The organism is Bradyrhizobium sp. CCGUVB4N (assembly GCF_024199945.1).
Classification (GTDB): Bacteria; Pseudomonadota; Alphaproteobacteria; order Rhizobiales; family Xanthobacteraceae; genus Bradyrhizobium.
Map to the genome: position 1 here is coordinate 854,431 of NZ_JANADP010000001.1, position 26,394 is coordinate 880,824.

General features: G+C 65.2%; 28 protein-coding genes and 1 other RNA gene. 8 read left to right on the top strand and 21 right to left on the bottom strand.

Annotated features, from left to right (window positions below; translation table 11 throughout):
* Positions 1–14: 14 nt before the first annotated feature.
* The 10 genes from NLM31_RS04010 to NLM31_RS04060 all read right to left on the bottom strand — a co-directional run bounded on the left by NLM31_RS04010 (position 15) and on the right by NLM31_RS04060 (position 9,469).
* Complete coding sequence (locus NLM31_RS04010; RefSeq protein ID WP_254191539.1) at positions 15–1,484, bottom strand: methyl-accepting chemotaxis protein; 1,470 nt, start codon at positions 1,482–1,484, stop codon at positions 15–17.
* A gap of 525 nt (positions 1,485–2,009) precedes the next feature.
* Complete coding sequence (locus NLM31_RS04020) at positions 2,010–2,519, bottom strand: Lrp/AsnC family transcriptional regulator (RefSeq protein WP_200470386.1); 510 nt, start codon at positions 2,517–2,519, stop codon at positions 2,010–2,012.
* Between the two features lie 97 nt (positions 2,520–2,616).
* Entirely contained in the window at positions 2,617–3,540 is a 924-nt protein-coding gene (locus NLM31_RS04025) for a sugar kinase (protein WP_254128020.1), read from the bottom strand.
* A gap of 6 nt (positions 3,541–3,546) precedes the next feature.
* Positions 3,547–4,485, bottom strand: coding sequence for an NAD(+) diphosphatase (gene nudC, locus NLM31_RS04030; RefSeq protein ID WP_254128021.1), 939 nt, complete (start codon positions 4,483–4,485; stop codon positions 3,547–3,549).
* A gap of 11 nt (positions 4,486–4,496) precedes the next feature.
* Complete coding sequence (locus NLM31_RS04035; RefSeq protein WP_148751635.1) at positions 4,497–4,916, bottom strand: HIT domain-containing protein; 420 nt, start codon at positions 4,914–4,916, stop codon at positions 4,497–4,499.
* A 173-nt stretch (positions 4,917–5,089) separates the two neighbouring features.
* Complete coding sequence (locus NLM31_RS04040) at positions 5,090–6,217, bottom strand: muconate cycloisomerase family protein (RefSeq protein ID WP_254191540.1); 1,128 nt, start codon at positions 6,215–6,217, stop codon at positions 5,090–5,092.
* The gene (locus NLM31_RS04045; protein ID WP_254128023.1) at positions 6,214–6,969 is read right to left on the bottom strand and encodes an SDR family NAD(P)-dependent oxidoreductase; all 756 of its coding nucleotides are present in this window, start codon (positions 6,967–6,969) and stop codon (positions 6,214–6,216) included. The genes NLM31_RS04040 and NLM31_RS04045 overlap by 4 nt, the downstream gene beginning before the upstream one ends.
* Positions 6,969–7,763, bottom strand: a complete 795-nt coding sequence (locus tag NLM31_RS04050; protein ID WP_254128024.1) for an amino acid ABC transporter ATP-binding protein — start codon at positions 7,761–7,763, stop codon at positions 6,969–6,971. The genes NLM31_RS04045 and NLM31_RS04050 overlap by 1 nt, the downstream gene beginning before the upstream one ends.
* Positions 7,760–8,422, bottom strand: a complete 663-nt coding sequence (locus NLM31_RS04055) for an amino acid ABC transporter permease (RefSeq protein ID WP_254123809.1) — start codon at positions 8,420–8,422, stop codon at positions 7,760–7,762. The genes NLM31_RS04050 and NLM31_RS04055 overlap by 4 nt, the downstream gene beginning before the upstream one ends.
* Positions 8,423–8,614: 192 nt before the next feature.
* Complete coding sequence (locus tag NLM31_RS04060; RefSeq protein WP_254128025.1) at positions 8,615–9,469, bottom strand: transporter substrate-binding domain-containing protein; 855 nt, start codon at positions 9,467–9,469, stop codon at positions 8,615–8,617.
* Between the two features lie 184 nt (positions 9,470–9,653).
* Between NLM31_RS04060 and ffs the strand changes: the two genes are divergently transcribed.
* From ffs to NLM31_RS04085, 5 genes are all read left to right on the top strand, one after another.
* Positions 9,654–9,750: signal recognition particle sRNA small type (ffs, locus tag NLM31_RS04065), an RNA gene on the top strand.
* A gap of 94 nt (positions 9,751–9,844) precedes the next feature.
* On the top strand, positions 9,845–11,686 hold the full coding sequence (locus tag NLM31_RS04070; RefSeq protein ID WP_254128026.1) for a DNA polymerase III subunit gamma/tau: 1,842 nt from the start codon (positions 9,845–9,847) through the stop codon (positions 11,684–11,686).
* A 27-nt stretch (positions 11,687–11,713) separates the two neighbouring features.
* Positions 11,714–12,034, top strand: coding sequence for a YbaB/EbfC family nucleoid-associated protein (locus NLM31_RS04075; protein ID WP_027530442.1), 321 nt, complete (start codon positions 11,714–11,716; stop codon positions 12,032–12,034).
* Position 12,035: 1 nt separating this feature from the next.
* On the top strand, positions 12,036–12,638 hold the full coding sequence (gene recR, locus NLM31_RS04080; protein ID WP_027561562.1) for a recombination mediator RecR: 603 nt from the start codon (positions 12,036–12,038) through the stop codon (positions 12,636–12,638).
* An 88-nt stretch (positions 12,639–12,726) separates the two neighbouring features.
* Positions 12,727–13,164, top strand: coding sequence for a hypothetical protein (locus NLM31_RS04085; protein ID WP_254128027.1), 438 nt, complete (start codon positions 12,727–12,729; stop codon positions 13,162–13,164).
* A gap of 103 nt (positions 13,165–13,267) precedes the next feature.
* Here NLM31_RS04085 and NLM31_RS04090 read toward each other — a convergent pair whose 3' ends face one another.
* The 3 genes from NLM31_RS04090 to NLM31_RS04100 all read right to left on the bottom strand — a co-directional run bounded on the left by NLM31_RS04090 (position 13,268) and on the right by NLM31_RS04100 (position 16,339).
* Positions 13,268–14,632 carry an MFS transporter gene (locus NLM31_RS04090; RefSeq protein WP_254191541.1) on the bottom strand — a complete coding sequence of 455 codons (1,365 nt, stop codon included), beginning with the start codon at positions 14,630–14,632 and terminating at the stop codon, positions 13,268–13,270.
* Positions 14,633–14,745: 113 nt separating this feature from the next.
* On the bottom strand, positions 14,746–15,048 hold the full coding sequence (locus NLM31_RS04095) for a GIY-YIG nuclease family protein (RefSeq protein ID WP_254191542.1): 303 nt from the start codon (positions 15,046–15,048) through the stop codon (positions 14,746–14,748).
* Between the two features lie 88 nt (positions 15,049–15,136).
* Complete coding sequence (locus tag NLM31_RS04100) at positions 15,137–16,339, bottom strand: DNA recombination protein RmuC (RefSeq protein WP_254191543.1); 1,203 nt, start codon at positions 16,337–16,339, stop codon at positions 15,137–15,139.
* Between the two features lie 171 nt (positions 16,340–16,510).
* Here NLM31_RS04100 and def point away from each other — a divergent pair, with 171 nt between their 5' ends.
* The 3 genes from def to truA all read left to right on the top strand — a co-directional run bounded on the left by def (position 16,511) and on the right by truA (position 18,899).
* Entirely contained in the window at positions 16,511–17,035 is a 525-nt protein-coding gene (gene def / locus NLM31_RS04105) for a peptide deformylase (protein WP_254191544.1), read from the top strand.
* A gap of 203 nt (positions 17,036–17,238) precedes the next feature.
* Positions 17,239–18,162, top strand: a complete 924-nt coding sequence (gene fmt, locus NLM31_RS04110) for a methionyl-tRNA formyltransferase (protein WP_254191545.1) — start codon at positions 17,239–17,241, stop codon at positions 18,160–18,162.
* Positions 18,162–18,899, top strand: coding sequence for a tRNA pseudouridine(38-40) synthase TruA (truA, locus tag NLM31_RS04115; RefSeq protein ID WP_254191546.1), 738 nt, complete (start codon positions 18,162–18,164; stop codon positions 18,897–18,899). The genes fmt and truA overlap by 1 nt, the downstream gene beginning before the upstream one ends.
* 176 nt (positions 18,900–19,075) lie before the next feature.
* Here truA and dapE read toward each other — a convergent pair whose 3' ends face one another.
* The 8 genes from dapE to yihA form a co-directional block, all read right to left on the bottom strand.
* Positions 19,076–20,242: a succinyl-diaminopimelate desuccinylase gene (gene dapE, locus NLM31_RS04120; protein ID WP_254191547.1), complete on the bottom strand. Its 1,167-nt coding sequence runs from the start codon at positions 20,240–20,242 to the stop codon at positions 19,076–19,078.
* Entirely contained in the window at positions 20,239–20,895 is a 657-nt protein-coding gene (locus NLM31_RS04125) for a DUF805 domain-containing protein (RefSeq protein WP_254191548.1), read from the bottom strand. Before NLM31_RS04125 ends, dapE begins: the two co-directional genes overlap by 4 nt.
* A gap of 236 nt (positions 20,896–21,131) precedes the next feature.
* Positions 21,132–21,977, bottom strand: a complete 846-nt coding sequence (gene dapD / locus NLM31_RS04130; RefSeq protein ID WP_254128035.1) for a 2,3,4,5-tetrahydropyridine-2,6-dicarboxylate N-succinyltransferase — start codon at positions 21,975–21,977, stop codon at positions 21,132–21,134.
* Between the two features lie 186 nt (positions 21,978–22,163).
* On the bottom strand, positions 22,164–22,859 hold the full coding sequence (locus NLM31_RS04135; protein ID WP_254191549.1) for a pyrimidine 5'-nucleotidase: 696 nt from the start codon (positions 22,857–22,859) through the stop codon (positions 22,164–22,166).
* Positions 22,860–23,046: 187 nt separating this feature from the next.
* Entirely contained in the window at positions 23,047–24,033 is a 987-nt protein-coding gene (locus tag NLM31_RS04140) for a DUF1036 domain-containing protein (protein ID WP_254196132.1), read from the bottom strand.
* Between the two features lie 155 nt (positions 24,034–24,188).
* Positions 24,189–25,076 (bottom strand): acetylglutamate kinase, encoded by an 888-nt coding sequence (argB, locus tag NLM31_RS04145; RefSeq protein ID WP_254128037.1) that lies wholly within the window; start codon positions 25,074–25,076, stop codon positions 24,189–24,191.
* A gap of 276 nt (positions 25,077–25,352) precedes the next feature.
* A complete protein-coding gene (locus NLM31_RS04150; protein WP_254135207.1) occupies positions 25,353–25,712 on the bottom strand; it encodes a DUF423 domain-containing protein in 360 nt (119 codons plus the stop codon).
* Positions 25,712–26,365, bottom strand: a complete 654-nt coding sequence (gene yihA / locus NLM31_RS04155) for a ribosome biogenesis GTP-binding protein YihA/YsxC (RefSeq protein ID WP_254128038.1) — start codon at positions 26,363–26,365, stop codon at positions 25,712–25,714. Before yihA ends, NLM31_RS04150 begins: the two co-directional genes overlap by 1 nt.
* Positions 26,366–26,394: the final 29 nt, after the last annotated feature.

Genomic DNA, 26,394 nt, shown 5'->3' on the forward strand with positions numbered 1-26,394 from the left:
TTTTCAAGCGAGACTCACGCCGTCCGCAGCGACCCCAGAAAACCATCCACTTCGGCCTTGAGGCGCTCGGACTGCGAGGACAGTCCGGCGGCGGCCTGGTGCATCTTCGAGGCGGCCGCGCCCGTTTCGTTGGAGGCCTTGCTGACGCTCGTGATGTTGTCGTTGACCTCACGGGTGCCGGTGGCGGCCTGCTGCAGACTGCCGGCGATCTCGCGCGTTGCCAGGCCCTGCTGATCGACTGCGGTGGAGATCTGGCCGGAGATCTCATCGATCTCGGCGATGGTCGCACCGATCGCCTGGATGGCGTTGACGGCATCGCCGGTGGCGCTCTGGATGTTCTGCACCTGCGCCGAGATTTCCTCGGTGGCTTTTGCGGTCTGGTTCGCCAGCGCCTTCACTTCGCTCGCGACCACCGCAAAGCCCTTGCCGTGCTCGCCGGCGCGCGCCGCCTCGATAGTGGCGTTCAGCGCGAGGAGATTGGTCTGGCTTGCGATGTTCTGGATCAGCGTGACGACCTCGCCGATCTTCTGCGTGCCGCTGGCGAGCCCCTCGACCACCTGATTGGTGCGGCGCGCTTCGTCCGCGGCACGCGCGGCGATCTCGGCGGAGCGGGCGACCTGCTGCGTGATGCTGGTGACCGACGCGGTCAATTCCTCGGTCGCGGCGGCCACCGTCTCGACATTGCCCGAGGCGCGGGTCGAGGCTGCCGCTGCGGCTGCGGTCTGACGTGCCGTGTCGGCGCTGTTGCTGCTCATCGCGGACGACAGATGCTGGACCTGGCCGGCTGCGATCGCCACCGCTTCGACGATGCCGCCGATGCTGCGTTCGAAATTGGTCGCAAGCCGCTGCTTGGCCGCTTCACGGTCCTGCTTGGCGCGCTGCTCGACCTCGCCGCGCTCCTGGTTGGCGCGCGCTTCCGCGGCCATCGCGGTCTGCGCCTCGGCGGTCTTCACCGCCGTCGTCTCGAACAGCTCCTGGAGCTTGTGCGCCAGCGCGATCAGCACGCCGGCCTCGATCAGCAGGATCACCGCATGCAGCACGACGCGGCCGAAATCGGAGCCGCCGGGATAGATCGCCGCGGGCAGCAGGAAGTTCAGCGCGATGTGATGCAGCGCGACCGCAACCGTTGCGGCGACGATCGGCCGGTAATCGCAATAGGCGACCGTGCAGGCCAGCGCCGCGAAGAAGTACATGTGCATGTCGATCTGCCAGGGATGTCCCTCGAACTGCCAGGTGAACATCGACACGCCGCTCATCAGTGCGACGGAGAACACCAGACGCGTGGAGAGGCCATTGCCCGACATGCGCCAGGACAGGGTCGCGACGAGCGCGAAGATCGCCATGAAGATTGCGGGGATGAGCCAGGCCTTGCCGAGTGCAAGGCCGACCGTCACGCTGATCGGCACGTGCAACCAGAGCACCGCGACGAGAATTCTGCTGGTGGTCTGACGCAGCGATTCCAGTCCGTCGTTCTCGACAACCATCTCATCCTCTCCAGGACTGCGAGCCGAATGGCTCCACGCCAAAAGGCTACCTACCGAAACATGCTGAGACCGCTTGCGCGTCCATCACGAACCATGCGCCGGCATCATGCAGGCGGGTCAGTCCGTCATGGTCATCCGGGCGGACGACGAGGAGAGTGGGAAGGGCGGTTGCCCCGACGATCGCCGCTTGCGCGGATCCCGCAGCCTGAAAAACCTGCTGCGTGCTCCACCAGGGCGGAAACGCAACCGCGACAACAGTCGCACCCGGACGAACCTGTAGGGTGAGGATAGCCAGCGCGATCCAGCCTGCGACCAGCAATGCAGTCGCATTTGCCCAGGCGGGCCACCGCCGGGACGGATTCGCCGTTCTCCCCTCCATGGCGCGACAATAGGCGAGCGGACCTAATTCTCGGTAAATGCTTGCTTACCGAGGTGCCGAATCGGGCGAGGAATTGGAGTCGAACGGAAATCAGCGGCGCTTTGCCGCTGATTCGAATTGATGGGGTCCGGAGCTGAACGCCGGATTTACGCCGCGACCACGGCCGGGATCGGCAGCGCGGTGACCGACTTGATCTTCTCCATCGCGAAGCGCGAGGTGACGTTCTTCAGCGGCACGGCGCTGATCAGCTTCTTGTAGAAGATGTCATAGGCCTGCATGTCCGCGACCACGACGCGCAGCATGTAATCGACATCGCCGGCCATGCGGTAGAATTCCATCACCTCGGGCATGGCGCTGACGGCCTCGGCGAACTTCTTGAGCCAGGCGTCGGAATGATCGGAGCTCTCCACCGAGACGAACACGGAGATGCCGAGCCCGATCTTGTTCTGGTCGACCAGCGCCACCCGCTTCAGGATGACGCCGTCGGCCTCCAGGCGCTGGATGCGCTTCCAGCAGGGAGTCGAGGACAGCCCGACGCGGTCGCCGATTTCGGCAACGGACAGGGAGGCATCCTCCTGGAGTACCATCAGGATCTTGCGGTCGATGGCGTCGAGGCGGCGGCTGGTCTCGGGGAGTTGGACAGCGACGTCGGTCATTTGAAGAACTTTGTTCCAATATGAGGGCTGAATTCCGTCATATAGAGGAAAATCTTCTACCGCAAGCCCATAATCTCGGCGGGAAGCCAGAATGGCTCTAATACCTGTCTCGTAAAAACCCTTCAACTTCAATGCGTTGCGGCGCGGCCGGGCCGCCGCCATGGCGGGTGCATTTCAGGGCTGCGGCGGCCGCGGCGAATCGCAGCGCCTCCCGCACGCCGCTGCCCTCGGCAAGCCCAAGCGTGAAGGCGCCGTGGAAGACGTCGCCGGCGCCGAGCGTATCGACGGCGTCGACCGGAAAAGCCGGGGTTTCCTCCAGCGTGCCCGCCTCGTTCAGCCAGATCGTGCCGCGCGGGCCGCGGGTGGCGGCGAGGAAGGCAGGCGTCAGCCCGGCCAGCCGCTTCAAGGCCTCGCCGTCGTCAGCGACGCCGGCGGTCTCCTGGACCTGCTCGCTGGAGAACAGCAGATGCGAGGCGGCCGTGAGCAGACTGTCGGTGAGCGCCATCGCGCGGTCGACGCCGACGATGACGGGAATGCCGCGCCGGCGTGCTTCAATGCAGAGATCGATGCAGAAGGTGCCGCAACGGCTTTCGACGAGGACAGCCTGACAATCGGCGAGGAGTTCGTCGGCATCCGATAGCGTCACGGCCCACAGCGCGGGATCGCGATAGATCGTCAGCGTTCGTTCGCCGGTCGCGTCGATGATGATCGCGGAGACGGGCGTGGCCGCATCCCTCATGCGCACGATATGCCCGACGTCGATGCCCTCGGCAGCCATCCGCTCGAGGATGAAGCTGCTCGACGTCTCCCGCGCATCGCCCATCGGCCCGGCAAACGCGATGCGACCACCGAGCCGCGCCATCGCGATCGCGGCATTGAGCGCATTGCCGCCGCAGATCTCGGCAAGATGCGTGGCATTGGCCTTGCTGCCGCGCTTCGGCACCGCCTCGACCCGAAAGGTCAGGTCGCGCACGGGAATGCCGATGCAGAGGATGCGCGGCGCGATCTCGGAGAGCGCCATCGGCGGTCAGCTCTTGTCGTGCACCCAGCGGCCGAGCAGATGATGCGCGATCGCGAAGGGGTGCGGGCCGGCGAGCCCGTCCGGATGCGTGCGCTTCAGCATCAGCGCCGCCTCCTCGCGCGTGAACCAGCGTGCATCCTCGAGCTCGGAATGATCGACGACGACGTCCTCGTTCAGCGCACGTGCGCTGCAGCCGATCATCAGCGACGACGGATAGGGCCAGGGCTGCGTCATGTAATACTGCACGTCGGTGCAGCGAATGCCGGATTCTTCGAGGATCTCGCGGCGCACCGCGTCCTCGATGGTCTCGGCGGCTTCGACGAAGCCGGCAAGGCAGGAATACATGCCCGGCGGAAACTGCTTCTGGCGGCCGAGCAGGCACTTTTCACCGGACGCCACCAGCATGATCACGACGGGATCGGTGCGCGGAAAGTGCTCGGCCTTGCAGGCCGGGCAATCGCGCTTCCAGCCGCCTTCCTTCATCGCGCTGCGGGTGCCGCAATTGGCGCAATAGCCGTGGCGCTGGTGCCAGCTGACCATCGACTTCGCCATCGCGATCGCCGACAGCTCCTCGGGCGGAATCGCGCCCTGCATCGCCATGCCGCGCAACTCGGTGACGGTAAAATCCTCGCGGCCGATCAGCTTTTCGGCGGCCGCTTGCGGCATGCCCATGCCGAAGATCGCCGCGTCGTCGCGCAGGCCCAGAAAGATCGTGCCGGGATTGGCGCCGCATTTCAGCGCCTCGTCGATCGACAGCAGCGCGCGGGTCCTGTCGCCGTCGCGCTTCACCAGCAGCGAGTCGCGGTAGACGACATAGGCGCGCGACGACGGCTTCTGCTCCATCGCGAACAGTTTTTCGTCATCGCGGCGCAGATGCGCGGCGCGGTCGAGGATGTTGGTGACGAAGGCCGGCTGCCCGAGCGGAAACGAGTCGAATGCTGACATTTCTTGTTCTTTCAACCCAACCAGATTTTTCGGCGAAGTGCGCTGATGAAATTCTGTACTTCAGTGGCGTCATGCGCGAGCGGCGGCATCACGCCCCAGACCGGCCGCGGCCAGGCGGCGTCACCGGTGCGGCGCGCGATGATGTGAACGTGAAGCTGCGGCACGAGATTGCCGAGCGCTGCGACATTGAGCTTGTCGCATTTGGTGATCTCCTTCAGCGCGCGCGAGACGCGGGAGATCTCGGTCATCAATTGCGCCTGCTGGACCTCGTCGAGATCGATGATCTCGACCGCATCGGCGCGGCGCGGCACCAGCAGCAGCCAGGGATAATGCGCGTCCTTGATGACGAGCACCTTCGACAGCGGCAGATCGCCGATATCGATGGTGTCCTCTTTCAGGCGGGAGTGCAGCGACCAGGCGGGATCGGACATAGGTGTTTCCAGAATGCCCGATGAGGTCGGGCGCGTTGGGCCGAACCATACGATACCGATTCCCGGAGGGGAAGGATCGGAGCCGCGGGGGCGGCATGCTCCGCTGTCGTCCCGGATCGGCGTTCCGCTGCGCTGACGCTTGCCCGGGACGACAGCGAGGTTGTGGCGCCGTCTTACGCCTCTGCCAGCACCCGCGCATTGGCGCGGATCGAAGCTTCGCTGACACGGATGCCAAGGCCGGGGCCATCGGGCACGACAACGTGACCTGCGCGGTTGGCGACGCGCTCCTCGAGCACGTCCTCGGTCAGCACATGATGCGGCATGTAGAACTCGCAGCCGAGCGAGATGCCCGGCGTCGCCGCGATCAGCTGCGTGCCGGCGGCAAGACCGATGCCGCCCTCCCATAGCGTGCCGCCATAGCCGGGCAGGCCGGCGATGTCGGCGATCGCCATGATCGCCTGTGCCTCGAACAGGCCGCCGGCCTTCATCAGCTTGATCGAGACGGCATCGGCCGCCTCGCGGCGCACCACCTCCATCATGTCGCGGCGGTCGAAGCAGCTTTCGTCGGCGAGCACCGGTGTTTCCAATGCCGCGGTGAGTTGCGCCATCACGTCGAGAAATTTGCGCGGCACCGGCTGCTCGATGAAAGTCGGTGCGAACTCCTCGACATCGCGCAAGATCTTGATGGCGCCGAACGGCGCCAGCGCCTGGTTGTAGTCGACGCGAAGGTCGACCTTGTCGCCGAATTCCTTGCGGATCGCCGAGAGATGATCGAGGTCCTCGCGATGTGGCTTTACGCCGGTCTTGACCTTGTAGATGACGTTCCCGTCCGGAACCATCTTGCGCATGCGTTCCAGATCGGCGGCGAAATCCGGATCCGCGATCGAGAACGACAACGGAATGGTGTCGCGCACGCGGCCGCCGAGGAGATCGGCGACCGACAAGCCGGAGGATTTACCGACAATATCGAGCAATGCCATCTCGATCGCGACTTTTGCTTCTGCGTGGCCGACCAGCGCGCGGTCGAGCTCGGTCATCAGCGCGCGGATACGGCGCACAGGTTTGCCGAGCAGGATCGGCCGCAGATAGATATTGAGCGCGGCGAACGCCGCTTCCGGCGTTCCCGTGAACACCTCCCACGGCGCCGCTTCGCCCCATCCGACCACGCCGTCGCTCGAGGTGAGCTCGATCAGCACGCGCTTCACCGTGCCCTTGACGTTGCCGACGCCCTGCAGGCGCGCCATCTTGATCGGGCTCTCGATCAGGAACAGGCGGAGACGTTCGACGGTTGCTTCGGTCATGTCAGGCCTCCATTGACGTGCCAGACCTGGCCGGTGACGTAGGATGCTTTCGGGGACGCCAGGAAGGCGATGATCTCGGCGACTTCCTCCGGCCGCCCGCGGCGACGCATCGGAATCAGCGCTTCGGTGGCTGCGATCTGCTCGGGCGACAGCCTGCTTTCGCTCGGCTTGTCCTTGACGATGAGGCCCGGCGCGACTGCGTTGACGGTGATGCCATCCCTGGCGAGCTCAACGGCGGTCAGGCGCACGAGTGCTTCCAGCGCGGAGCGGCTCGCAGCGGTGGCCGCGAAGGGCGCGAACTCGGGCCGGATCGCGTGCGCGACGAACGACGACACTGCAACGATGCGTGGATCATTCCCGGCGCGCAACAGTGGCAGCGCGGCATCGACCATCCGCGTGAAGGCCAATGCGGACTCGTCCATCGCTTGCCGAAACTGATCCGTCGGCGTACCGATCGCGCTGCCGCGGCGGGCGTGGCCGCCGACCAGGATCAATCCGTCCAGCCGGCCAAAGGCGCGTTGCGTGGCGCTGAGCGCGTCGGTGACGGCCGCTTCCTCGGCGAGATCGCCGAGACATTTTGCGACTACAGCGCCGTTCGCTTGCGCCTCCGCCGCCGTGGCGTCGAGACCTTCCGCGTTCGAGCGCGTGTGCAGCAGAAGTGCGACGCCCGGCGCCGCGAGCAATTTTGCCGTGGCGCGACCGATGCCGCTGGCGGCCCCGGTGACGAGATAGACGCGGTCAATATCGGGCATCAGGATGCTGTGGTGGCCGGCGGCAGCGCGCCGGTGCGGTGGAAATGGCTGAGGAAGGCGCGCGTCGCGGCTTCCTGCGGATTGTCGATCACCTGCCGCGCCGGGCCTTCCTCGACCACGACACCGTCGCGCATGAAGATCAGGCGGTCGGCGACTTCGCGGGCAAAGGCGATCTCGTGGGTCACGATCACCATGGTCATGCCCTCGGAGGCCAGCTGCTGGATCACGTTCAGCACCTCGCCGACGAGCTCCGGATCGAGCGCCGACGTTGCCTCGTCGAACAGCATCACATCCGGCTCCATCGCGAGCGCGCGTGCGATCGCGACGCGCTGCTTCTGGCCGCCGGAGAGCGTCGCCGGATATTGGTCGGCCTTCTCGGCAAGCCCGACCTTGGCGAGCTGCGCGCGCGCGAGCTTCTCGGCGTCTGCCTTGGCCATGCGCCGCACCGTGACCGGTCCCTCCATCACGTTCTGGAGCGTCGTCATATGCGGGAACAGGTTGAAGTGCTGAAACACCATGCCGGTGGTGGCGCGGAATTTTGCCAGTGTCTTCACGTCGGGAAGCTTTGAGCCATCACCGAACGCAAAGCGCGTGTCGCCGACGCGGACGCTGCCGCCGTCGGGCACGACCAGGAGATTGATGCAGCGGAGCAGCGTCGATTTGCCCGAGCCTGACGGCCCGATCAGCGCCACGACACCACCCTTGGCGACGTCGAGATTGATGTTCTTCAGGACCTCGTTGCTGCCAAAGCTCTTGCGCAGGCCACGGATCTCGATTTTCGAGGTGTCGCTCATTCGCTGACCGCCAGTCGCTTCTCGCCGCGGCGGACGATGATGGTGAGCGGGATCAGGATCGCCGCATAGGCGACCGCAACCGCGGTGTAGGTCTCCAGCGGCCGGTAGCTGTCATGCGCCGCGACCTGGCTCTGATAGACCAGATCGGGCACCGCGAGCACCGAGACCAGCGAGGTGTTCTTGAACTGGATGATCGACTGGTTCATCAGCGCCGGGATCATGCGCTTGATCGCCTGCGGCAGCACGATGCGCCGCATGCTCTGCCCCGGCGTCATGCCGAGCGCAGCGCCGGCTTCCGACTGGCCCTTGTCGATCGAGATGATGCCGCCGCGGATGATCTCCGAATAGAACGAGCCGCCATAGAGCGAGAGCGCCAGCGCCGAGGCCGTGATCGGCGTCATCTCGACACCTGCCAGGATCGGCAGCGCGTAATAGAACCAGATCAGCTGCACCAGGATCGGCGTGCAGCGAAACGCTTCGATGAAGGTGAGGGCGACCAGGCGCACCGCCTTGAACCGCGACAGGCTGCCGAACGCCCCGAACAGGCCGAACACAAGGCCGAGCAGCACGATGACCACCGTGAAGCCGACGGTGACGCCTAGCCCGTTGAGAAAGAGCCAGCGATAGCTCCAGAGGATGCCGAAGTCCCACTGATACATGCGTGCTTTCTTGCTTCACCTCTCCCGCTTGCGGGAGAGGTCGCGTCGCATCGAAGATGCGATGCGGGTGAGGGCTCTTTCCTCTGGGGGAGTCTTGCCAGCGGAGGCACCCTCACCCCGACCCTCTCCCGCAAGCGGGAGAGGGAGAGAAGCGGAGCGCGCCGACAGAGCTCGACCCAAGCTCATCATGCCTTACAGCGAAACGCCCGGCGGAATGTCCGCTTCGGTCACGCCCACCAGCTCCATGTTGGTGATGATCGCGTTGCGGATGAAGCCGAGGCCCTTGTTGAAGTCGATCCAGGTGTTGACGTAGTCGCGGAAGGTCTTGTCGTTCTCGCGGCGGAAGCCGGCATTCGACGTCGTGGCGAAGATCGGCGTCGGCAGCACGAACTGGCCGAGCGAGGGGTTCTTCTTCAGCACCGTCAGCGACAGCATGGTGATCAGGCACTGCGCATCGACGCGGCCCGTCTGCAGCGCGGCGGTGGCGTCGTCGGCGGTCTTCAGCCGCGAGATCTGCGCCTTCGGCGTCAGGCGGCTGACGACCTGGTCGTGCGAGGAGCCCTGGTCGACCGCGATCTTGACGTCGGGCGAGTTCAACTCGGCCCAGCTCTTCGGCTTGAAGTCCTTCTTGCAGAGGATGCCGAAGGCGTTGTTGAAGACCGGCACCGAGAAATCGACCACCAGCGCGCGCTTCGGGGTCGGATTGAGGCCGAAGAAGATGTCGATCTTGTTGGACTGCAGATCGAGCACCGAATTGCCCCAGGTGGTTTCGGTGATCTCGAGCTCGGCTTCCATGTCGTCGGCAAGCGCCTTGGCGATGTCGACGTAAAAGCCCTTCCACTGGCCGCTGGCGAGGTCCTTCATGTAATAGGGCGCGCCGCCGCCGACCGCGCCGATCCGCATCTTCTTGGTGCGGCGGATGCGGGCAAAGGTCGATTCGTTGGGATCGGCCGCCTGGGCCACGGCCGGAGAGGCCAGCGTGCTCGCGGTTACCGCGCCAAGGGCACCAAGTCCGACAATCGATGCAACATCACGACGTGTAACCATTGGGATCAATCGCTTTTCTGGTTAGGTGGAGTTCCGCCACGCGTTCTTACCAAGGCGACGGAGGCTGTGAAAGCACAGCCTATCGGCTGGGCAGGTCAGGAATTGCCCGGATGCTGGGCAAGATCAAGCTGGTCAAAGTGATACCCGCTTGCTTTCCCGACCTTTTGGCCCCAAATAGGGACCGGGAGATTGGCGGTGGACGAGCCACTCGCCAACCGGGTCAGGTCCGGAAGGAAGCAGCCCTAACGAGGTCCGGATCGGGTCGCTCGTCAGTCTCCTACCTGTTTTTTCGAGCGAATTGCGCCGGCGGGCTTCCCGCCAGCGCGCTCCTGTCCGCAAAAGCCAGCCGAGAGACATTCCATTGCGGATTGACCGATGACCGACGCTGGCGACCCTCCAAATCCCGACAGCGCCGGCCAGGCCGGCAACGCACCGTACCGGGTGCTGGCGCGCAAATACCGCCCTTCGAGCTTCGACGATCTGATCGGCCAGGAGGCCGTGGTCCGCACCGTCTCCAATGCGTTCGAGACCGGGCGCATTCCGCAGGCCTGGATCCTCACCGGCGTCCGCGGTGTCGGCAAGACCACCACTGCGCGTATTCTGGCCCGTGCGCTCAACTACGAGATGCCGGACGGCTCGGTGAGGGGCCCGACCATCCACATGCCGACGCTCGGCGTGCATTGCCAGGCGATCATGGAAAGCCGGCACATGGACGTGCTGGAGATGGACGCGGCATCGCATACCGGCGTCGACGACGTCCGCCAGATCAATGACAGCGTGCGCTACGCGCCGGCCAGCGCCCGCTACAAGGTCTACATCATCGACGAAGTCCACATGCTGTCGACGGCGGCGTTCAACGCCTTCCTGAAGACGCTGGAGGAACCGCCGGAGCACGCCAAGTTCGTGTTCGCCACGACCGAGATCCGCAAGGTTCCGGTCACGGTGCTGTCGCGCTGCCAGCGTTTTGATCTTCGCCGCGTCGAGGCCGATGTGCTGATGAAGCATCTCGCCAACATCGCCGCGAAGGAAAGCGTCGAGATCGAGCCCGAGGCGCTCGGCATCATCGCGCGCGCCGCGGAAGGCTCGGTGCGCGATTCGCTGTCGCTGCTCGACCAGGCCATCGCGCATGCGGCGGGCCAGGTGAAGGCCGATGCGGTCAGGCAGATGCTGGGCCTTGCCGACCGCACCCGCGTCATCGACCTCTTCGATTCGCTGGCGCGTGGTGACATCGCGAGCGCCTTCAAGGAGTTCCGCGACCAGTACGATGTCGGCGCTGACCCGATCGTCGTGCTCTCGGACCTCGCCGAGTTCGTCAATTTCGTCACCCGCGTGAAGATCGTGCCGGCGACCGCCGACAACGTCGCCTATGGCGAGACCGAGCGCGTGCGCGCGAAGGATTTCGCCTCGAAGATCTCGATGCGCGTGCTGTCGCGGATGTGGCAGATGCTGCTCAAGGGCATCACCGAGGTGCAGGCCGCGACGCGGCCGGCTGCGGCCGCCGAGATGGTGCTGGTGCGCATCGCCTATGTCGCCGACCTGCCGACGCCGGATGAGGCGATCAGGATGCTGGAGCAGAACGGCGGCGGTTCGCCGGTCGTGGGCGGCGGCGGTGCTGCGCGCAGCGGCGCGCCGGCGGCCCCGATGGCCTCCGCGGCGTCCGTGACCTCTGCTGCGCCGGTTCGCATGCCGACCTCGTCGCCGACTGCGTTCGGCGGCGGTGCCCGGCCGCAGATGGCGGCCCCCGCGCCGGACCCGCAGGCGGCCGCACCCCAGCTGCGCATCACCAGCTTTACCCAGCTCGTCGCGCTTGCCGGGCAGAAGCGCGACCTCATGACCAAGGGCGCGCTCGAAGGCGACATGCGCCTCGTTCGTTTCGAGGAGGGCCGGCTGGAGGTCGCGCTCGAGCCGAACGCGTCGAAAACGATGATCTCCGAGCTCGCGCGCAAATTCGAGCAGTGGACCGGGCGCCGCTGGACCATCATCGTGTCCAACGAGCAGGGCCAGGCGACGCTGCGCTCGGTGAGCCAGGCCGCCAAGCAGGAACATGCACGCAACGCCGAGGCCGATCCGCGCGTGCAGGAGGTGCTGTCGCGCTTCCCCGGTGCGAAGGTCGTCGAGGTCCGCAGGCTTGCCCCCGAGACGCCGGAATCCAATATTAACGCCGACTATGGCTCTGACGATCCGCCCGACGGTTCCGACGCCGACGACGATCTCTAGAGCCATTCTTTCCAAGGACGAAAACCCATGGCTGATTTCCTCGGCATGATGAAGCAGGCAGCGCAGCTGCAATCCAAGATGCAGGAGATGCAGGAGCAGCTCGCCAACGTAGAGGTCGAGGGCATCTCCGGCGGCGGCCTCGTCGCGGTGCGCATGACCGCGAAGATGGACGTCAAGGGCATCAAGATCGATCCCTCGCTGATGAAGGCCGAGGAGCGCGAGGTGCTCGAAGACCTGCTCGTCACCGCGCTCAGTGATGCCCGCCGCAAGGCGGAGACCGCGATGCAGGAGAAGATGCAGTCGCTCACCGGCGGGCTCGGCCTGCCGCCGGGGCTGTTCGGCCAGTAACATGGGCGCGGTTGCAGGTCCCGAAATCGAGCGGCTGGTCCAGCTTCTCGCGCGGCTGCCGGGTCTGGGCCCGCGCTCCGCGCGGCGCGCCGCGCTGCATCTGATCAAGAAGCGCGAAGCGCTGATGATGCCGCTGTCGTCAGCCCTGCAGGTTGCGCTCGACAAGGTTCAGGTCTGCAAGACCTGCGGCAATATCGACACGCAGAATCCCTGCACGGTCTGCACCGATCCGAAGCGTGATCCCGCCATCATCGTCGTCGTCGCCGACGTCGCCGATCTCTGGGCGCTGGAGCGGGCCAATGCGACCCAGGGGCGCTACCACGTGCTGGGCGCGACCCTGTCGCCGCTCGATGGCGTCGGCCCGCAGGACCTCACCATCGACGCGCTGGTCGCGCGTGCCCACGCGGCCGAGGTGCACGAGATCATTCTTGCGCTGAATGCGACAGTCGACGGACAGACCACCGCACATTACATCACCGACCTGCTTCAGGACGCCAACGTAAAAGTAACCCGGTTAGCGCACGGTGTGCCGGTCGGTGGCGAGCTTGATTATCTCGATGAGGGCACGCTATCGGCCGCCATGCGGCAGCGGACCCTGTTCTAGAGCGTTTTCGAGCGAAGTGGATACCGGTTCGCGTGAAGAAAACGCGTCAAAACGAGAATTTCCATCCAGACTTGACGGAACGGACGACATGACGAAACTTTTCGCCACACGATCGGCTTTGGTCGCGACGATGCTGCTGCTGGTGACACCGGCCATCGCCGCGCCGCAGGAGGACGATGGGGCGCCGCCGCCCTCGAAGCCCGGCAAGCTGATCAGCGCCGGCGAGGTGCTCTCGGGCGAGCTCAACGCCATGAAGATTCGCGACACCAAGAACGCCGGCAAGCGGGTTGCGATGTACCAGATCACCTCCGAGCCGCGCCGCCTGCCCGCGCCGAACGGGCTGTGCGATCTCGAAACCGGACCCGAAACCTTCCAGCTCGTCACCTCCAGCGACGCGCAGGCCACGCAGTTGAAATCGTTCGTCGGCAAGGAGATCTCGGTCAAGGTCGACGAAATCGCCTGCGCCAGCGATCCCGGCCAGATGAGCGAAGCCGTGGTGACGAAGTGGAGCTTGGTGAAGAAGTAGGAAGCGGCAATCGAGGTGCCGTAAGATGGGCAAAGGCGCAAAGCGCCGTGCCCACGATTTGGATGCCGTGGGCACGCTTCGCTTTGCCCACCCTACGGGACCGTCAAATCCGCACCGGCCCCAGCGCCTCAAAATGCCCGCGCTTCTGCAGCCAGACGAGCAGCACCAGGCTCGGGATCGCCACCAGCACGCAGATCACGAAGAACAGCGGCCAGCCGGTCGCGGCCGCCACGAAGCCTGCCCCTGACGACAGATAGGTCCGCCCCACCGCTGCAAGCGCAGTGAGCAGCGCATATTGCGTCGCCGTGTGCAACGGGTTCTGGCACAGCGCCGAGAGGTAGGCGACGAAGATCACGGTGCCGATCGCGCTGGTGAAATTCTCGGCGCAGATGGCGAGCGCCAGTGCCCATTGATTGGTGCCGACAATCGCGAGCCAGGAGAAGGTGAGGTTCGCCAGCGCCTGCACCACGCCGCCGATCCAGAGCGAGGTCGCGAGCGAATAGCGCCGCGCGACAAAGCCGCCGGCGAAGCCGCCGATCAGCGTCGCAGCGAGGCCAACGCCCTTCACGATCGCCGCATAATCGTTGCGGGTGAAGCCGAGGTCGATCACGAACGGCGCTGTCATCGTGCCGGAGAACGCGTCGGTGAACTTGAACAGCACGACGAAGGCGAGCGCCGCGATCGCGTCCTTGCGCGACAGGAATTCCGAGAAGGCGCCGATTGCCGCGCGGAGCACGCGCGTGAACGCGGTCTCTTCGTGCGTCGCAGCTTCCGCGCGCATCGATTGCTCGGGCTCGGTCGCGACCAATGCCGTGATCGTCCCGATCAGCACCATCGCCGCCATAACCACATAGCCCCACATCCAGGCCGAGGTGCGCGTGATGCCGGTGCTCTCGAAGCCGGAGACGATGAACAGCGCACCCGCGGTCGAGACCAGCATGCCGATGCGATAGGCCGCGACATAGGCCGCCATGCCCGCGGCCTGCTCGCTCTCGGGCAGGCTCTCGACGCGGAAGGCATCGACCACGATGTCCTGCGTCGAGGACGTCGTCGCCACCAGCAGGGCGCCGAGCGCGACGTAGAACGGCGAACGTGCCGGATCGGTCATCGCCAGCAGCAGGATCGAAATGATCAGCAGTATCTGCGAAAACACCAGCCAGCCGCGCCGCCGCCCGAAGGCTTGCGTGAACAGCGGGACATGCAGCGCGTCCACCAGCGGCGCCCACAGGAATTTCAGCGTGTAGGGCGTGCCGACCAGCGCAAACAGCCCGATGGTCTTGAGATCGACGCCTGCCTCGCGCATCCACACCAGGAGCGTCGATCCCGACAGCGCCAGCGGCAGCCCGGACGAAAAGCCGAGGAACAGCACGATCAGCACCCGCGGTTGCAGGTAAACGGCCAGACTGTCGCGCCAGGAGGTCGCAGGGGCGGATGCAGCGGCGGGCGAGGTCGCGTCGGGTGCGGTCATGGGGAGGTGTTAGCAGATTCTGGGGGCGGCGAGGGAGGTGTCGTCGCTGCCGGCCACAAGGGAAGTGTCGTCGCCCGGCTTGACCGGGCGACCCAGTATTCCAGAGGCCGGTGTTATGGCGGACCCGCGATCTCAGCGTAGAGATCGTTCCAATTCGGATTGTCCTTCTCAATCAGCGCGATCTTCCAGTCTCGCTTCCACTTCTTCAGCCGCTTCTCGCGCTTGATCGCATTCTCTGGATCGTCGAACTGCTCGAAATAGACTAGCCTTACGACGCCGTATTGCTTCGTGAAGCTCTCGATCAACTTCAACTTATGCTCGGCCACGCGGCGGATGAGATCATTCGTCACGCCAATGTACAGTGTGCCGCCGATCTTGCTGGCGAGAATGTAGACGTAGTAGTGGCGTTCACCCATCTGCCGCCTCTGGGATACTGGGTCGCCCGGTCAAGCCGGGCGACGACAGCGAAATTGGAGCGGCAGCGTACCGGACCTGGGAAGAACCTCACTCCCCCGCCTGGAGCTTCCTTGGAAACAGCTCCGGCGCGCCGGTCGATACCAGCCGCGGGCCGTCCGCGGGTGCGTCGGTCTTGCTGAAATCGAGCTCCTCGATCCGGCCTGCGCGCTTTTCGATCTTGTCGGCGGAGATCAGGATCTGGCGGACGTCCTCGTTGGCGTCGGCAAAATGCTTCTGCAGTTTCAGCACGCGATCCCTGAGACGACCCAGATCGTCGCCAAGCTTGATCACTTCGGTCTGGATCTGGTCGGCGGCGTCGCGCATGCGCGCGTCCTTCATGATCTGCTGCATCACCTGGATCGCGAGCATCAAGAGCGAGGGCGACACCAGCACGACCTTGGCGCGATAGGCCTTCTGGATCACGTCGTCGAAACCGTCATGGATCTCGGCGTAGACCGATTCCGACGGCACGAACATCAGCGCCATCTCTTGGGTCTCGCCGGTGACGAGGTATTTTTCGGCGATGTCGCTGACATGCTTAATCACGTCGCCGCGCAGCCGCTGCGTGGCCATTCGCCGCTCCTCGTCGGTGCGGGCATCGTGCAGCGCCGTCATCGCCTCCAGCGGAAACTTCGCGTCGATGCAGAGCGGCCGCTGGTCGGGCAGGAACACGACGCAGTCGGGCCGCTTGCCGGTCGAGAGCGTGAACTGGAATTCGTAGGCCCCCTTCGGCAGGCCGTCCTGGACGATCGCCTCCATCCGAGCCTGCCCGAAGGCGCCGCGCGACTGCTTGTTGGCGAGCACGTCGCGCAACGTCGTCACCTGCGTGGTGAGGTCGGTGAGGTTCTTGTGCGCGTTGTCGATGATGCCGAGCCGTTCGTGCAGCGCGCGCAGGCTCTCCATGGTGTTGCGGGTCGAATGTTCCATGGACTGGCCGACCCGATGGGTCACCGAATCCAGCCGCTCGTTGACCGCCCGCGCCATCTCGGCCTGGCGGCCGGCCAGCGCCTGGGTCATGGCGTCAGCCCGGCCGGCAGCCTCGCTCTGGGCGTGCAGGACCTGACTGAGGCGCTCCTCCAGCTCGTCGGCACGGATGGCATGGGCCATGGCGAGTTCCGCGCCGCGCCGTCCGGAGCGCGCGATCACGATGGCAATGACAATCAGCAGGATGAGGACCAGGGCGCCGAAGCCGATCAGCGCATCAATGGTGCGCACCGGCCAGTCGCCCAGCATGAAAATGATCTCGTTCATGCCAGTCTTTCTAACCGATTCGCCGGGGTGCACGAACGAATAGCGAACATTTATGGTTAACCGATCCCTTATTTTTATGGTTAACAAAAGCTGAAGTTTTATGGTTAGCGGACCGTTAACGCGTTCCCGGCCGCATTGACCGCTTGTCGCGCGCAGCTTAAATCGCCCGCCATGGCCCTCAGAGAAATCATCATCCTGCCCGACAAGCAGCTGCGTCTGGTCTCCAAGCCGATCGAGAAGGTCACGCCGGAGATCCGCAAGCTTGCCGACGACATGTTCGAGACGATGTACGACGCGCCCGGCATTGGCCTGGCGGCGATCCAGATCGCACAGCCGCTGCGGCTGATCACCATGGACCTCGCCAAGCCCGACCCGGACGGCGAGACCAAGCCGGAGCCGCGCGTCTTCATCAATCCGGAGATCATCGCGTCGTCCGAGGATATGTCGGTCTACGAGGAAGGCTGTCTGTCGATCCCCGAATATTACGAGGAGGTCGAACGGCCGGCGAAGGTGCGGGTGCGCTTTACCGACCTCGACGGCAAGCTGCACGAAGAGGACGCCGAAGGCCTCTACGCCACCTGCATCCAGCACGAGATCGACCATCTCAACGGCGTGCTGTTCGTCGACTATCTCTCAAAGCTCAAGCGCGACCGCGTGCTCAAGAAGTTCGAGAAAGCCGCCAAGCGCGCGGAGTAAGTTTTGGTGTTGCCCCACACTCCCCTGCGCTCCCTCCCCCCTTGTGGGGGAGAGTGGGGGAGAGGGGTAGCCCAGCAAAAGGTGCTCTTGATTTGCGGAGCGTAAGCAAAGTGCCCGCGCTCAAACCGATAGAGCACGTCGTGTGGCACCCCTCTCCCTAGCCCTCCCCCACAAGGGGGGAGGGAACGTACCGAGTCCTTGTCATGCCCCTCCGCCTGATCTTCATGGGCACGCCCGATTTCTCCGTGCCGACGCTGCTCGAGCTCGTTGCGCATGGCCACGAGATCGTGGCCGTCTATACCCGCGCGCCGAAGCCGGGCGGGCGGCGCGGGCTGCAGATGCAGCCCACTCCGGTCGAGGAAGCCGCACGAAAGCTCGGCGTGCCCGTGCTGACGCCGAAGACGTTGAAGACACAGGAAGCGCTCGACGAGTTCAGCGCCTTTGATGCCGATGCCGCCGTCGTCGTCGCCTACGGCATGATCCTGCCGCAGGCGATCCTCGATGCGCCGAAGCTCGGCTGCTACAACCTTCACGCCTCGCTGCTGCCGCGCTGGCGCGGCGCCGCGCCTATCAACCGCGCGATCATGGCGGGCGACGCCGAGAGCGGCGTGATGGTGATGAAGATGGATGTCGGCCTCGACACCGGCGACGTCGCCATGGCCGAGCGTCTCGCGATCACCGACAGCATGACCGCGGTCGATCTGCACGATCGCCTGTCCCGGCTTGGTGCCGATCTGATGGTGCGCGCGATGGCCGCGCTCGATCGCGGCGGGCTCCAGCTCAAGAAGCAGAGCGAGGATGGCGTCACCTACGCCGCCAAGATCGACAAGGCCGAGGCGCGGATCGACTGGAGCAAGCCCGCGCGCGCGGTGCTCCGTCACATCCACGGCCTGTCGCCGTTTCCCGGCGCCTGGGCCGAGCTTGAGAATGCGCGCCTGAAAATCCTGCGCTGCGAACTGGCGAAAGGCTCGGGCGAGCCGGGTGCGGTGCTGGACGAGCAGCTCACGATTGCCTGCGGCGAAGGCGCGATCCGCATTATCGAGCTGCAGCGTGAGGGCAAGGGCCGGATGCAGGCCGCGGACTTCCTGCGCGGTGTGCCTGTGAAGCCGCCGATGCGGCTGGCCTGATGCCCCGCTACAAGCTCACCATCGAATATGACGGCGCGCCGTTTTTCGGCTGGCAGGTGCAGGAGACGTTGCCCTCGGTGCAGGGTGCGCTCGAAGCGGCGGTGAAGGCGATGACGGGCGCGGACCTGCGGGTCCATGGCGCGGGCCGCACCGATGCCGGCGTTCATGCGCGCGGCCAGGTCGCGCATGTCGACATCGAGAAGCAGTTTCCGCCGGGCCGCTTTCGCGATGGCCTCAACGCGCATCTGCGCCCGCATCCGATCGCCGTGCTCGAAGCCGACATTGTGCCTGATACGTTCGAGGCGCGCTTCTCGGCCGTGAAGCGCCACTACCGCTACCGCGTCGTCAACACCCGCGCCAATCTCGCGCTCGACGTCGGCCATGCCTGGCGCGTGCCGCGCCGGCTCGATGCGGATGCGATGCATGCGGCCGCGCAGCGCCTGCTCGGCAAGCACGATTTCACCACCTTTCGCGACACCGAGTGCCAGGCCAAATCGCCGGAGAAGACGCTCGACCAGCTCGACGTGCTGCGCGACGGGCGCGAGATCGTCATCGTCACCTCGGCGCGCTCGTTCCTGCACAGCCAGGTGCGTTCGATGGTGGGATCGCTGGTCTGGGTCGGCGAAGGCCGCTGGACCGCGGACGATCTCTCCGCAGCGCTGGAAGCCCGCAACCGCGCCGCCTGCGGCATCGTCGCGCCGCCGGAGGGGCTGTATCTGATGAAGGTGGATTATTGAGGGATGTGAGCCGTAGAGATCGCGCGCCCTCTCGCCACCCCCGCCGCTGTCATGCCCCGGCCTGACCGGGGCATCCAGTACGCCGCGGCCTCTCGGCTCAATCACTGCTATCTCTGGAATACTGGATCGCCCGATCAAGTCGGGCGATGACAGCCGTGTTTGTGGAGGCGACGCGCCTACCCAAAATACCGCGTCAGAATCCCGCGATAGACCTTGGTCAGCTTCTCCAGGTCAACCACCGGCACGCGTTCGTTGACCTGGTGCATGGTCTGGCCGACCAGGCCGAACTCGATCACGGGGCAATAGCTCGAGATGAAGCGTGCATCCGAGGTGCCGCCGCTCGTCGACAGTTCCGGCTTGCGGCCCGTGATCTCTTCGATCGCGGACACGGCGAGATCGGTGAATGGGCCGGGCTTGGTCACGAACACGTTGGAGTTCGACGGCTCCCAGACGATGCGGGCCTTGATGCGGTTGCCGCACGCCTTGGTCAGGCGCGTCTCGACCAGCTCGCGCAGGCTCGCCTGCGTGTGGTTGTCGTTGTAGCGGATGTTGAATTTGGCGCGGGCCTCGCCGGGGATGACGTTGTTCGCCTTGTTGCCGACGTCCACCGAGGTGAATTCGAGATTGGAGGCCTGGAACTGGGCGCTGCCACTATCGAGCGGCTCGTCGGAGATCGCCACGATCAGTCGCGAAATATCCGGCACCGGATTGGCCGCACGATGCGGGTAGGCGACGTGGCCCTGCACGCCGTCGACATAGAGGGTCCCCGACTGCGAGCCGCGGCGGCCGACCTTGATGGTGTCGCCGAGCGTCTCGACATTGGAGGGTTCGCCGAGCACGCAATGGTCGAATTTTTCGCCGCGCTCGGCGGCCCACTGCAACAGCTTGATGGTGCCGTTGATGGAGACGTCTTCCTCGTCGCCGGTGATCAGGAACGAGATCGATCCCGTGCCGTCGGCGCGCGGCTTGCCGCCGTTCGCCGCGAGATGCTCCAGCACCGCGGCGACCGAGCAGGCGATGCCGCCCTTCATGTCGACCGCGCCGCGGCCATGCAGGAAGCCGTCCTTCACCTCGCCGGAGAAGGCGCCGACGCTCCAGGCGTTCTCGTCGCCGGGCGGCACCACGTCGGTATGACCGGCAAAGGTGATGTGTGGCGCTTCAGTGCCGATGCGGGCGTAGAGATTGTCGACGTCGGCGGTGCCTTCCTCGCTGAAGGTCACGCGGTGGCAGGTGAAGCCGGCTGCGTTGAGCGCTTGTTCAAGCACGCCAAGCGCGCCGGCGTCGGCCGGCGTTACCGAGGGGCAGCGGATGAGGTCGCGGGCAATCGAAAGAGCATCGGTCATGAGCCCCGCTTAACATGCATGCCGCCGGGTGGGCTAGCGCTGGGCGGCACGAATTCGAGCTCGCGGCTCTGATCCCAGCTTTTCGCAGGGGAGGCTGCGGGTGGGGAAGAGGCCTCGATCTCGGCGAGCGGATCGGGGCCGAACCGGTTGTGGCCCGAGGTGCCGGGCACGATGAACAATTCGACGAGGCCCCACAGCCACAGCGCGGAGATCGCCCAGTCGAACGGAACGAACCAGCCCGAGGCAGGAAGCAAGTCCGAGAAATGGAAGAACAGTCTCGGGACGAAGACGAAGGGAATGATCCACCATCCGCTCCTGTCACGGTCGTGCAGTCGCTTGATGGCGGTCGCGAGGAAGATCCAGAAGAACAGCGACGTGCCCAGCGCCTTGAGGATCAGCGTCGCGCGATCCGTTGACGCCAGCGAACGGTAGGTTCGGGGATCGACAGCCTTGAAGACGTCGTCGAGGGCGAAATCAAGATCGATGTCGAAGCCGAGCTTGAGGGCGAGGGTCGTGCCGCCTTCGACGGCCCGCATGACTTGACCGACGATCTCCAGCAAGCCCGCCAGCAAGGCCACGATCAGAAGCGCCTGCCACAGCAGGGCACGGTTGACGCGGCCGTCGAAGCGAAAAAGATACCAGCGCCAGTTCATCGCAAAGGCTCCGGACGGGAGGAGCCGCCCGGTTGTTGGTCGCGATGGAGCGCTGGACGGTTCGATTCCGCTCTCCGACCCGTCATCCTGAGGTGCGCGCCATGCGTCGCGAAGCGGCGCATGGGAAGCCTCGAAGGATGGACGGCCGAGATGCAGCCGGGCCGTCGCCCTTCGAGGGCCGCTGAAGAAGCGGCCGCCTCAGGGTGACGGCGAGGGAGTGACGCGCGTAGAGCCGATTAATCCCGCAGCAGCTCGTTGATGCTGGTCTTCGACCGCGTGCGCTCGTCGACGCGCTTGACGATGACGGCGCAGGCGGTGCTCGGGCCGATCTGGCCGTTCTTCATGGGCTTGCCGGGTAGTGCGCCGGGCACCACCACCGAATATTCCGGAACTTCGCCCATGAAGACCTCGCCGGTCTCGCGGTCGACGACCTTGGTCGAGGCACCCAGGAACACGCCCATGGCCAGCACCGCGCCCTTGCGCACGATGACGCCCTCGGCGACCTCACTGCGAGCGCCGATGAAGCAGTCGTCCTCGATGATCACGGGCTCTGCCTGCAGCGGCTCGAGCACGCCGCCGATGCCGGCGCCGCCGGAGATGTGCACGCGCTTGCCGATCTGCGCGCAGGAGCCGACGGTGGCCCAGGTGTCGACCATGGTGCTCTCATCGACGTAGGCGCCGAGATTGACGAAGGACGGCATCAGCACGACGTTCTTGGCAATGAAGGCCGAGCGGCGCACGACGGCGCCTGGCACGGCGCGAAAACCGGCGTCGCGAAAACGGTTCGGGCCCCAGCCTTCGAACTTCGAGGGCACCTTGTCCCACCAGTTCGCCTGGCCCGGGCCACCGGGAATGACGTCCATGTCGTTGAGGCGGAAGGAGAGCAGCACGGCCTTCTTCAGCCACTGATTGACCTTCCACTTGCCGTCGGCCCCGCGCTCGGCAACACGCGCCTCGCCCTTGTCGAGAATCTCCAGCGACTGGTTCACGGCCTCGCGCACTTCGCCCTTGGTCGAGGTCGAGATGCCGTCGCGTGCATCAAAGGCACTGTTGATGGTGGATTCCAGGGCGGACAGGGACATCGGGATTTCCTCTTTGGATCGGGGATTTTGAGGGGATTGGGCGCTTTTTCGGGATTTGAGGGGACGGAGTCAAGCTTGGTTCGGTGTCATCACCCGCGAAAGCGGGTGATCCAGTACGCCGCGGCGGTCGTGATGAATCGGGATGGCTGTGATTACTGGATACCCCGCCTTCGCGGGGTATGACGGCTACTTGGGGTGGGACAGCCGCGCCAAAAACCCCGCCAGATCATCCGTGACGTGGTCGACATGGGCGGCGTCGCGGCCCTCCAATTCCCAGTCCTCGCGCACCACTTCCTTGGTCCCGTCAGGCACCACCAGCACGGTGGTCATGCCGAGCTGATGCGGGACGGTGAGGTTGCGGGCGAGGTCTTCGAACATGGCGGCCTTGGCCGGGTCGACGGCATGAAGGCCGAGAAATTTCTGATAGGTCTGCGCCGCCGGCTTGGGTTCGAACTCGGCGGCGATGATGTCGAACACGCCGTCGAAATGCGAGCCGAGGCCGAGCCGCGCCAGCACCGCATCGACATGATCGACCGAGCCGTTGGTCAGGATCAGCTTTCGTCCCGGCAATTTTGCGATGGCCTCGCCGAGCGCCGGGTTCGGCTCCAGCGGCGAATGGTCGATCTTGTGCACGTAAGCGAGGTAGTCGTCGGCGCGTACGCCATGCAGGGTCATCATGCCGCGCATGGTGGTGCCGAAGCGCTGATAATAGTCCTTCTGGATCTTGCGCGCTTCCTCCGGGCCGACCTGCAGCCAGTTACACACGAACTCCCCGATCCGCGCATCGACCTGCTGCCACAGATTGACGTGATGCGGATAGAGCGTGTTGTCGAGGTCGAACACCCAGGTGTCGACGTGGGCGAAGGTGCGGGGTTGGGTCATCTCAATCTCTTCTGTGGGCCGAAGCAGCAGCTCCGCCTTCAATTGTCGTCCTGGCGAAAGCCAGACCCATACTCCGCAGCCCATCAATGGGGCACTCCGGTCATCGTTCTTCGCCAAACCCAATCCTGGGGTAATGGGTCCTGGCTTTCGCCAGGACGACGGATGAGCAAGAGTAGCCATCATCACCTCACGGCACCGCAAACCGCAGCGTCTTGCCGCCACTGCTCATATCCACCGCTCCGAAACCGGTCGCCGCAAATCCGCGCGCGCCACAATCGGTCTGCTCGTTGGTCTCGAACTTGGTCTCGCGGGTGCAGATCTGCTTGTCGCCGCCCCAGCTCAGCGGCTTGTCGTTCAACTTGATGGCGCGGTTGTCGGCATCAACCGCTTCCGCGAAGCTGTAGATCTGCTTCGGCTGCCCGGTCACATCAGGGTGCAGGCAGGTCTTGGGATCGATGCGGTACCAGCCGCGGCTCGTCACCGACTTGCCGTCGTCGGTCGCGACCGCCGCCATCACCTTGTGCGGCGTGTCGTTACACCAGGTCAGACCGCTCGGGGACGGCGCCTGCGCCGCATCGACCATGGTCTTGAACAAGTTGGGAGATGAGACCACGTCGGTGGACAGGCCGCGGCTCTTCAGGAACGCAGCGAGCGCGGCCTGCGTCTTCGGTCCGTCGACGCCGTCGATCGCGCCGATGTCATAGCCCGCGATCACCAAAAGCCGCTGGATGCCGGCGAGCCGCGCCTGCTCGTCGTCATATTCGGAATCCTCGGCGAGATAGGCGACGAAATTGCCGTCGTCGCCCTGCGTCGGTGTGATCTGGGTGAAGGCGGCCTGGGTCTGTCCGGCGCGGCACTGTCGCGCGGCCGCGATGATGAAATTGTCCTGCGCCACGCACAGCATGTCGCTGCCGTTCTGCGGGATCGGGGAGGCGCCATAGACGCCGAGCGCCCGCGCATTGAGCAGGATGCGGTCGGCGGTCAGCGTGCCCTGAACCACGACGCGACAGGTGGCGGGATCGATCCTGAACCAGCCGCGCGTCGCGGTCGCCGCCTTGTCGTCGATGCCGATCGCGGCCTCGACGACGTAGGACATGCGGTTGCAGATCTTGAGATCGGCGAAGGCCGGCGCGGAGGAGAAGAAGAACGAGACGGCCGCCGCCGGCAGCGTCATCAGCAGACGCGTCAGAGGCGAGCGGCGATGCCTCTGAACTCTCACCTCGTCATGCCCGGGCTTGTCCTGGGCATCCACGTTCTTGGGTCCAGACGAAAGATCGTGGATGGCCGGGACAAGCCCGGCCATGACAATGTCTCTCGTTTTTGCGTCGCTCACTTGTGGATCAGCGTTCCCGTGCCCGTGTTGGTGAAGAGCTCGAGCAGCACGGCGTGCTGCATCTTGCCGTCGATGATGACGACGCCCTCGACGCCCTGCTCCAGCGCATAGATGCAAGTCTCGACCTTCGGGATCATGCCGCCGGAAATGGTGCCGTCGGCGATCAGTTTTCGCGCGTCCTTCACCGAGAGCTGCGGGATCAGCTTCTTCGACTTGTCGAGCACGCCCGGCACGTCGGTGAGCAGCAGGAGACGCTTGGCCTTCAGCGCACCGGCAACGGCGCCCGCAAAGGTGTCGGCGTTGACGTTGAGCGTCTGGCCGTCCTTCGAGGTTGCGAGCGGTGCCAGCACCGGGATCAGCTCGTAGCCGATCAGCTGGTTGAGCAGCGTCAGGTCGACCTTCTCGGGGTCGCCGACGAAGCCGAGATCGACCGCCTTCTCGATATGCGAGTCCGGATCGATGATGGTGCGCGTCGTCTTCGACGCCTTCACCATGTTGCCGTCCTTGCCCGAGAGGCCCACGGCCTTGCCGCCGGCTTCGTTGATGTAGCCGACGATCTGCTTGTTGACGGAGCCGGCGAGCACCATCTCGACGATCTCGATGGTCGCGGCATCGGTGATGCGCAGGCCGGCGGCGAATTCAGAGACGATGCCGAGGCGCTTGAGCATGGTCGCGATCTGCGGTCCGCCGCCATGCACCACGACAGGGTTGATCGCGGTCTGCTCGAGCAGCACGATGTCGCGGGCAAAGTTCTTCGCGGTCTCCTCGTCGCCCATGGCATGGCCGCCATATTTGATGACGATGGTTTCTTCGTCGTACTGCTGCATGTGCGGCAGCGCTTCGGACAGGATGCGGGCCTGGTCGAGCGGGGAGATTTCGGTCATGAGGCGGATCTCGCTGGCGGGACTAACGCGGCCAGCGTTCTATCTGATTGGCGGGCGAGGCGCAAAGTGTGGTGTTCGCTCTTACCCTCCCCTGGAGGGGGAGGGTCGATCGCGCGTAGCGCGAGCGGGGTGGGGTGACGGTCTCTCCGCGACGAACAGTGCCCGAGTGGAGAGATCACCCCACCCCGCTACGCATTTCGCTTCGCTGCATGCGTAGCGACCCACGGGCGAGCTACGCTCGTCCCGGACCCCTCCAGGGGAGGGTAAGGCGAAACGTCACTTCTTCGCCACCACCGCCGCCAGCGTCACCGCCAGCCAGCTCAAGATCATTGTTGTTCCGCCTGATGGCGCAGCCATCGGAAACAGTGAGTGCCCGGCATATTGCCGCAAGGTCAGGTCGCCCGCGAACAGCGCCGCGCCGATCACGAAGCCGATGGCGGCGATCAGGCCAATTCCGCCGTGCAGAAGGCCGCGCGCGAGCAGGGCGACAGCGGCCAATATGGCAGTTGCATGAAACAGCAGCATGGCGCTGGCGGAGGCAAGCCGGCTGGCGTCGGCGCCATGGGCGGAGGCAGCGGCCAGCGCCACGCCGGCGGCGCCCATCAAGCCGGCTAGCGCGATCAGGAGGCGAGCCATCACTTGGTCCGCTCCTCCAGCAGCTTGGCCATGGCGGCGCGCAGTTCGGCCATGCCGGTCGATGAGCGCGACGAGGTCGCGAGCACGTTCGGGAACGCCGCTGGATGCTTGGCCAGCGCCGCCTCGGTCTCGGCGATGCGCGATTGGAGCTCGGAGGCCTTCACCTGGTCAGCCTTGGTCAGCACGATCTGGTAGCTGACGGCGGAGCGGTCGAGCGTCTTGAGCACCTCGAGATCGACGTCCTTCAGCCCATGCCGCGCGTCGATCAGCACGTAGACGCGCGCGAGCGAGGCACGCCCCAGCAGGAATGTGTGAATCAGCTCGGTCCATGATGCGACCTGGCTCTTCGGCGCCTTGGCATAGCCATAGCCGGGCATGTCGACGAGACGCAGGTCGGTTTTCCCGGGGACCTCGAAGAAGATCAGCTCCTGGGTGCGGCCCGGCGTATGCGAGGTGCGCGCCAGCGCGTTGCGCCCCGTCAACGCGTTGATCAGGCTCGATTTGCCGACATTGGAGCGCCCGGCAAAAGCGATCTCCAGCCCCGCCATCGGCGGCAGCGTCTGGATCGAGGGCGAAGCCCAGATGAACTGCCAGTCGCGGGCGAACAGCTTCCGCCCGGTTTCGATCAGCTTGTCGTCTGACTTATCGGTCATCTAAAAATTATCCCCCTCCTAAACGTGGA

What these genes read in the sequence shown, in the direction of transcription:
- NLM31_RS04075 (WP_027530442.1), top strand. Translation starts at nt 11,714, where the DNA reads ATGGCTGATTTCCTCGGCATGATGAAGCAGGCAGCGCAGCTGCAATCC.
- NLM31_RS04070 (WP_254128026.1), top strand. Translation starts at nt 9,845, where the DNA reads ATGACCGACGCTGGCGACCCTCCAAATCCCGACAGCGCCGGCCAGGCC.
- NLM31_RS04050 (WP_254128024.1), bottom strand. Translation starts at nt 7,763, where the DNA reads ATGAGCGACACCTCGAAAATCGAGATCCGTGGCCTGCGCAAGAGCTTT.
- NLM31_RS04090 (WP_254191541.1), bottom strand. Translation starts at nt 14,632, where the DNA reads ATGACCGCACCCGACGCGACCTCGCCCGCCGCTGCATCCGCCCCTGCG.
- NLM31_RS04035 (WP_148751635.1), bottom strand. Translation starts at nt 4,916, where the DNA reads ATGTCCGATCCCGCCTGGTCGCTGCACTCCCGCCTGAAAGAGGACACC.
- NLM31_RS04025 (WP_254128020.1), bottom strand. Translation starts at nt 3,540, where the DNA reads ATGGCGCTCTCCGAGATCGCGCCGCGCATCCTCTGCATCGGCATTCCC.
- dapE (WP_254191547.1), bottom strand. Translation starts at nt 20,242, where the DNA reads ATGACCGATGCTCTTTCGATTGCCCGCGACCTCATCCGCTGCCCCTCG.
- def (WP_254191544.1), top strand. Translation starts at nt 16,511, where the DNA reads ATGGCCCTCAGAGAAATCATCATCCTGCCCGACAAGCAGCTGCGTCTG.
- NLM31_RS04150 (WP_254135207.1), bottom strand. Translation starts at nt 25,712, where the DNA reads ATGGCTCGCCTCCTGATCGCGCTAGCCGGCTTGATGGGCGCCGCCGGC.
- NLM31_RS04045 (WP_254128023.1), bottom strand. Translation starts at nt 6,969, where the DNA reads ATGCCCGATATTGACCGCGTCTATCTCGTCACCGGGGCCGCCAGCGGC.
- NLM31_RS04095 (WP_254191542.1), bottom strand. Translation starts at nt 15,048, where the DNA reads ATGGGTGAACGCCACTACTACGTCTACATTCTCGCCAGCAAGATCGGC.
- nudC (WP_254128021.1), bottom strand. Translation starts at nt 4,485, where the DNA reads ATGTCAGCATTCGACTCGTTTCCGCTCGGGCAGCCGGCCTTCGTCACC.
- NLM31_RS04085 (WP_254128027.1), top strand. Translation starts at nt 12,727, where the DNA reads ATGACGAAACTTTTCGCCACACGATCGGCTTTGGTCGCGACGATGCTG.
- NLM31_RS04055 (WP_254123809.1), bottom strand. Translation starts at nt 8,422, where the DNA reads ATGTATCAGTGGGACTTCGGCATCCTCTGGAGCTATCGCTGGCTCTTT.
- dapD (WP_254128035.1), bottom strand. Translation starts at nt 21,977, where the DNA reads ATGTCCCTGTCCGCCCTGGAATCCACCATCAACAGTGCCTTTGATGCA.
- NLM31_RS04060 (WP_254128025.1), bottom strand. Translation starts at nt 9,469, where the DNA reads ATGGTTACACGTCGTGATGTTGCATCGATTGTCGGACTTGGTGCCCTT.
- NLM31_RS04040 (WP_254191540.1), bottom strand. Translation starts at nt 6,217, where the DNA reads ATGACCGAAGCAACCGTCGAACGTCTCCGCCTGTTCCTGATCGAGAGC.
- NLM31_RS04125 (WP_254191548.1), bottom strand. Translation starts at nt 20,895, where the DNA reads ATGAACTGGCGCTGGTATCTTTTTCGCTTCGACGGCCGCGTCAACCGT.
- argB (WP_254128037.1), bottom strand. Translation starts at nt 25,076, where the DNA reads ATGACCGAAATCTCCCCGCTCGACCAGGCCCGCATCCTGTCCGAAGCG.
- yihA (WP_254128038.1), bottom strand. Translation starts at nt 26,365, where the DNA reads ATGACCGATAAGTCAGACGACAAGCTGATCGAAACCGGGCGGAAGCTG.
- NLM31_RS04100 (WP_254191543.1), bottom strand. Translation starts at nt 16,339, where the DNA reads ATGAACGAGATCATTTTCATGCTGGGCGACTGGCCGGTGCGCACCATT.
- NLM31_RS04140 (WP_254196132.1), bottom strand. Translation starts at nt 24,033, where the DNA reads ATGACGCTGCCGGCGGCGGCCGTCTCGTTCTTCTTCTCCTCCGCGCCG.
- NLM31_RS04010 (WP_254191539.1), bottom strand. Translation starts at nt 1,484, where the DNA reads ATGGTTGTCGAGAACGACGGACTGGAATCGCTGCGTCAGACCACCAGC.
- fmt (WP_254191545.1), top strand. Translation starts at nt 17,239, where the DNA reads ATGCCCCTCCGCCTGATCTTCATGGGCACGCCCGATTTCTCCGTGCCG.
- NLM31_RS04020 (WP_200470386.1), bottom strand. Translation starts at nt 2,519, where the DNA reads ATGACCGACGTCGCTGTCCAACTCCCCGAGACCAGCCGCCGCCTCGAC.
- NLM31_RS04135 (WP_254191549.1), bottom strand. Translation starts at nt 22,859, where the DNA reads ATGACCCAACCCCGCACCTTCGCCCACGTCGACACCTGGGTGTTCGAC.
- truA (WP_254191546.1), top strand. Translation starts at nt 18,162, where the DNA reads ATGCCCCGCTACAAGCTCACCATCGAATATGACGGCGCGCCGTTTTTC.
- recR (WP_027561562.1), top strand. Translation starts at nt 12,036, where the DNA reads ATGGGCGCGGTTGCAGGTCCCGAAATCGAGCGGCTGGTCCAGCTTCTC.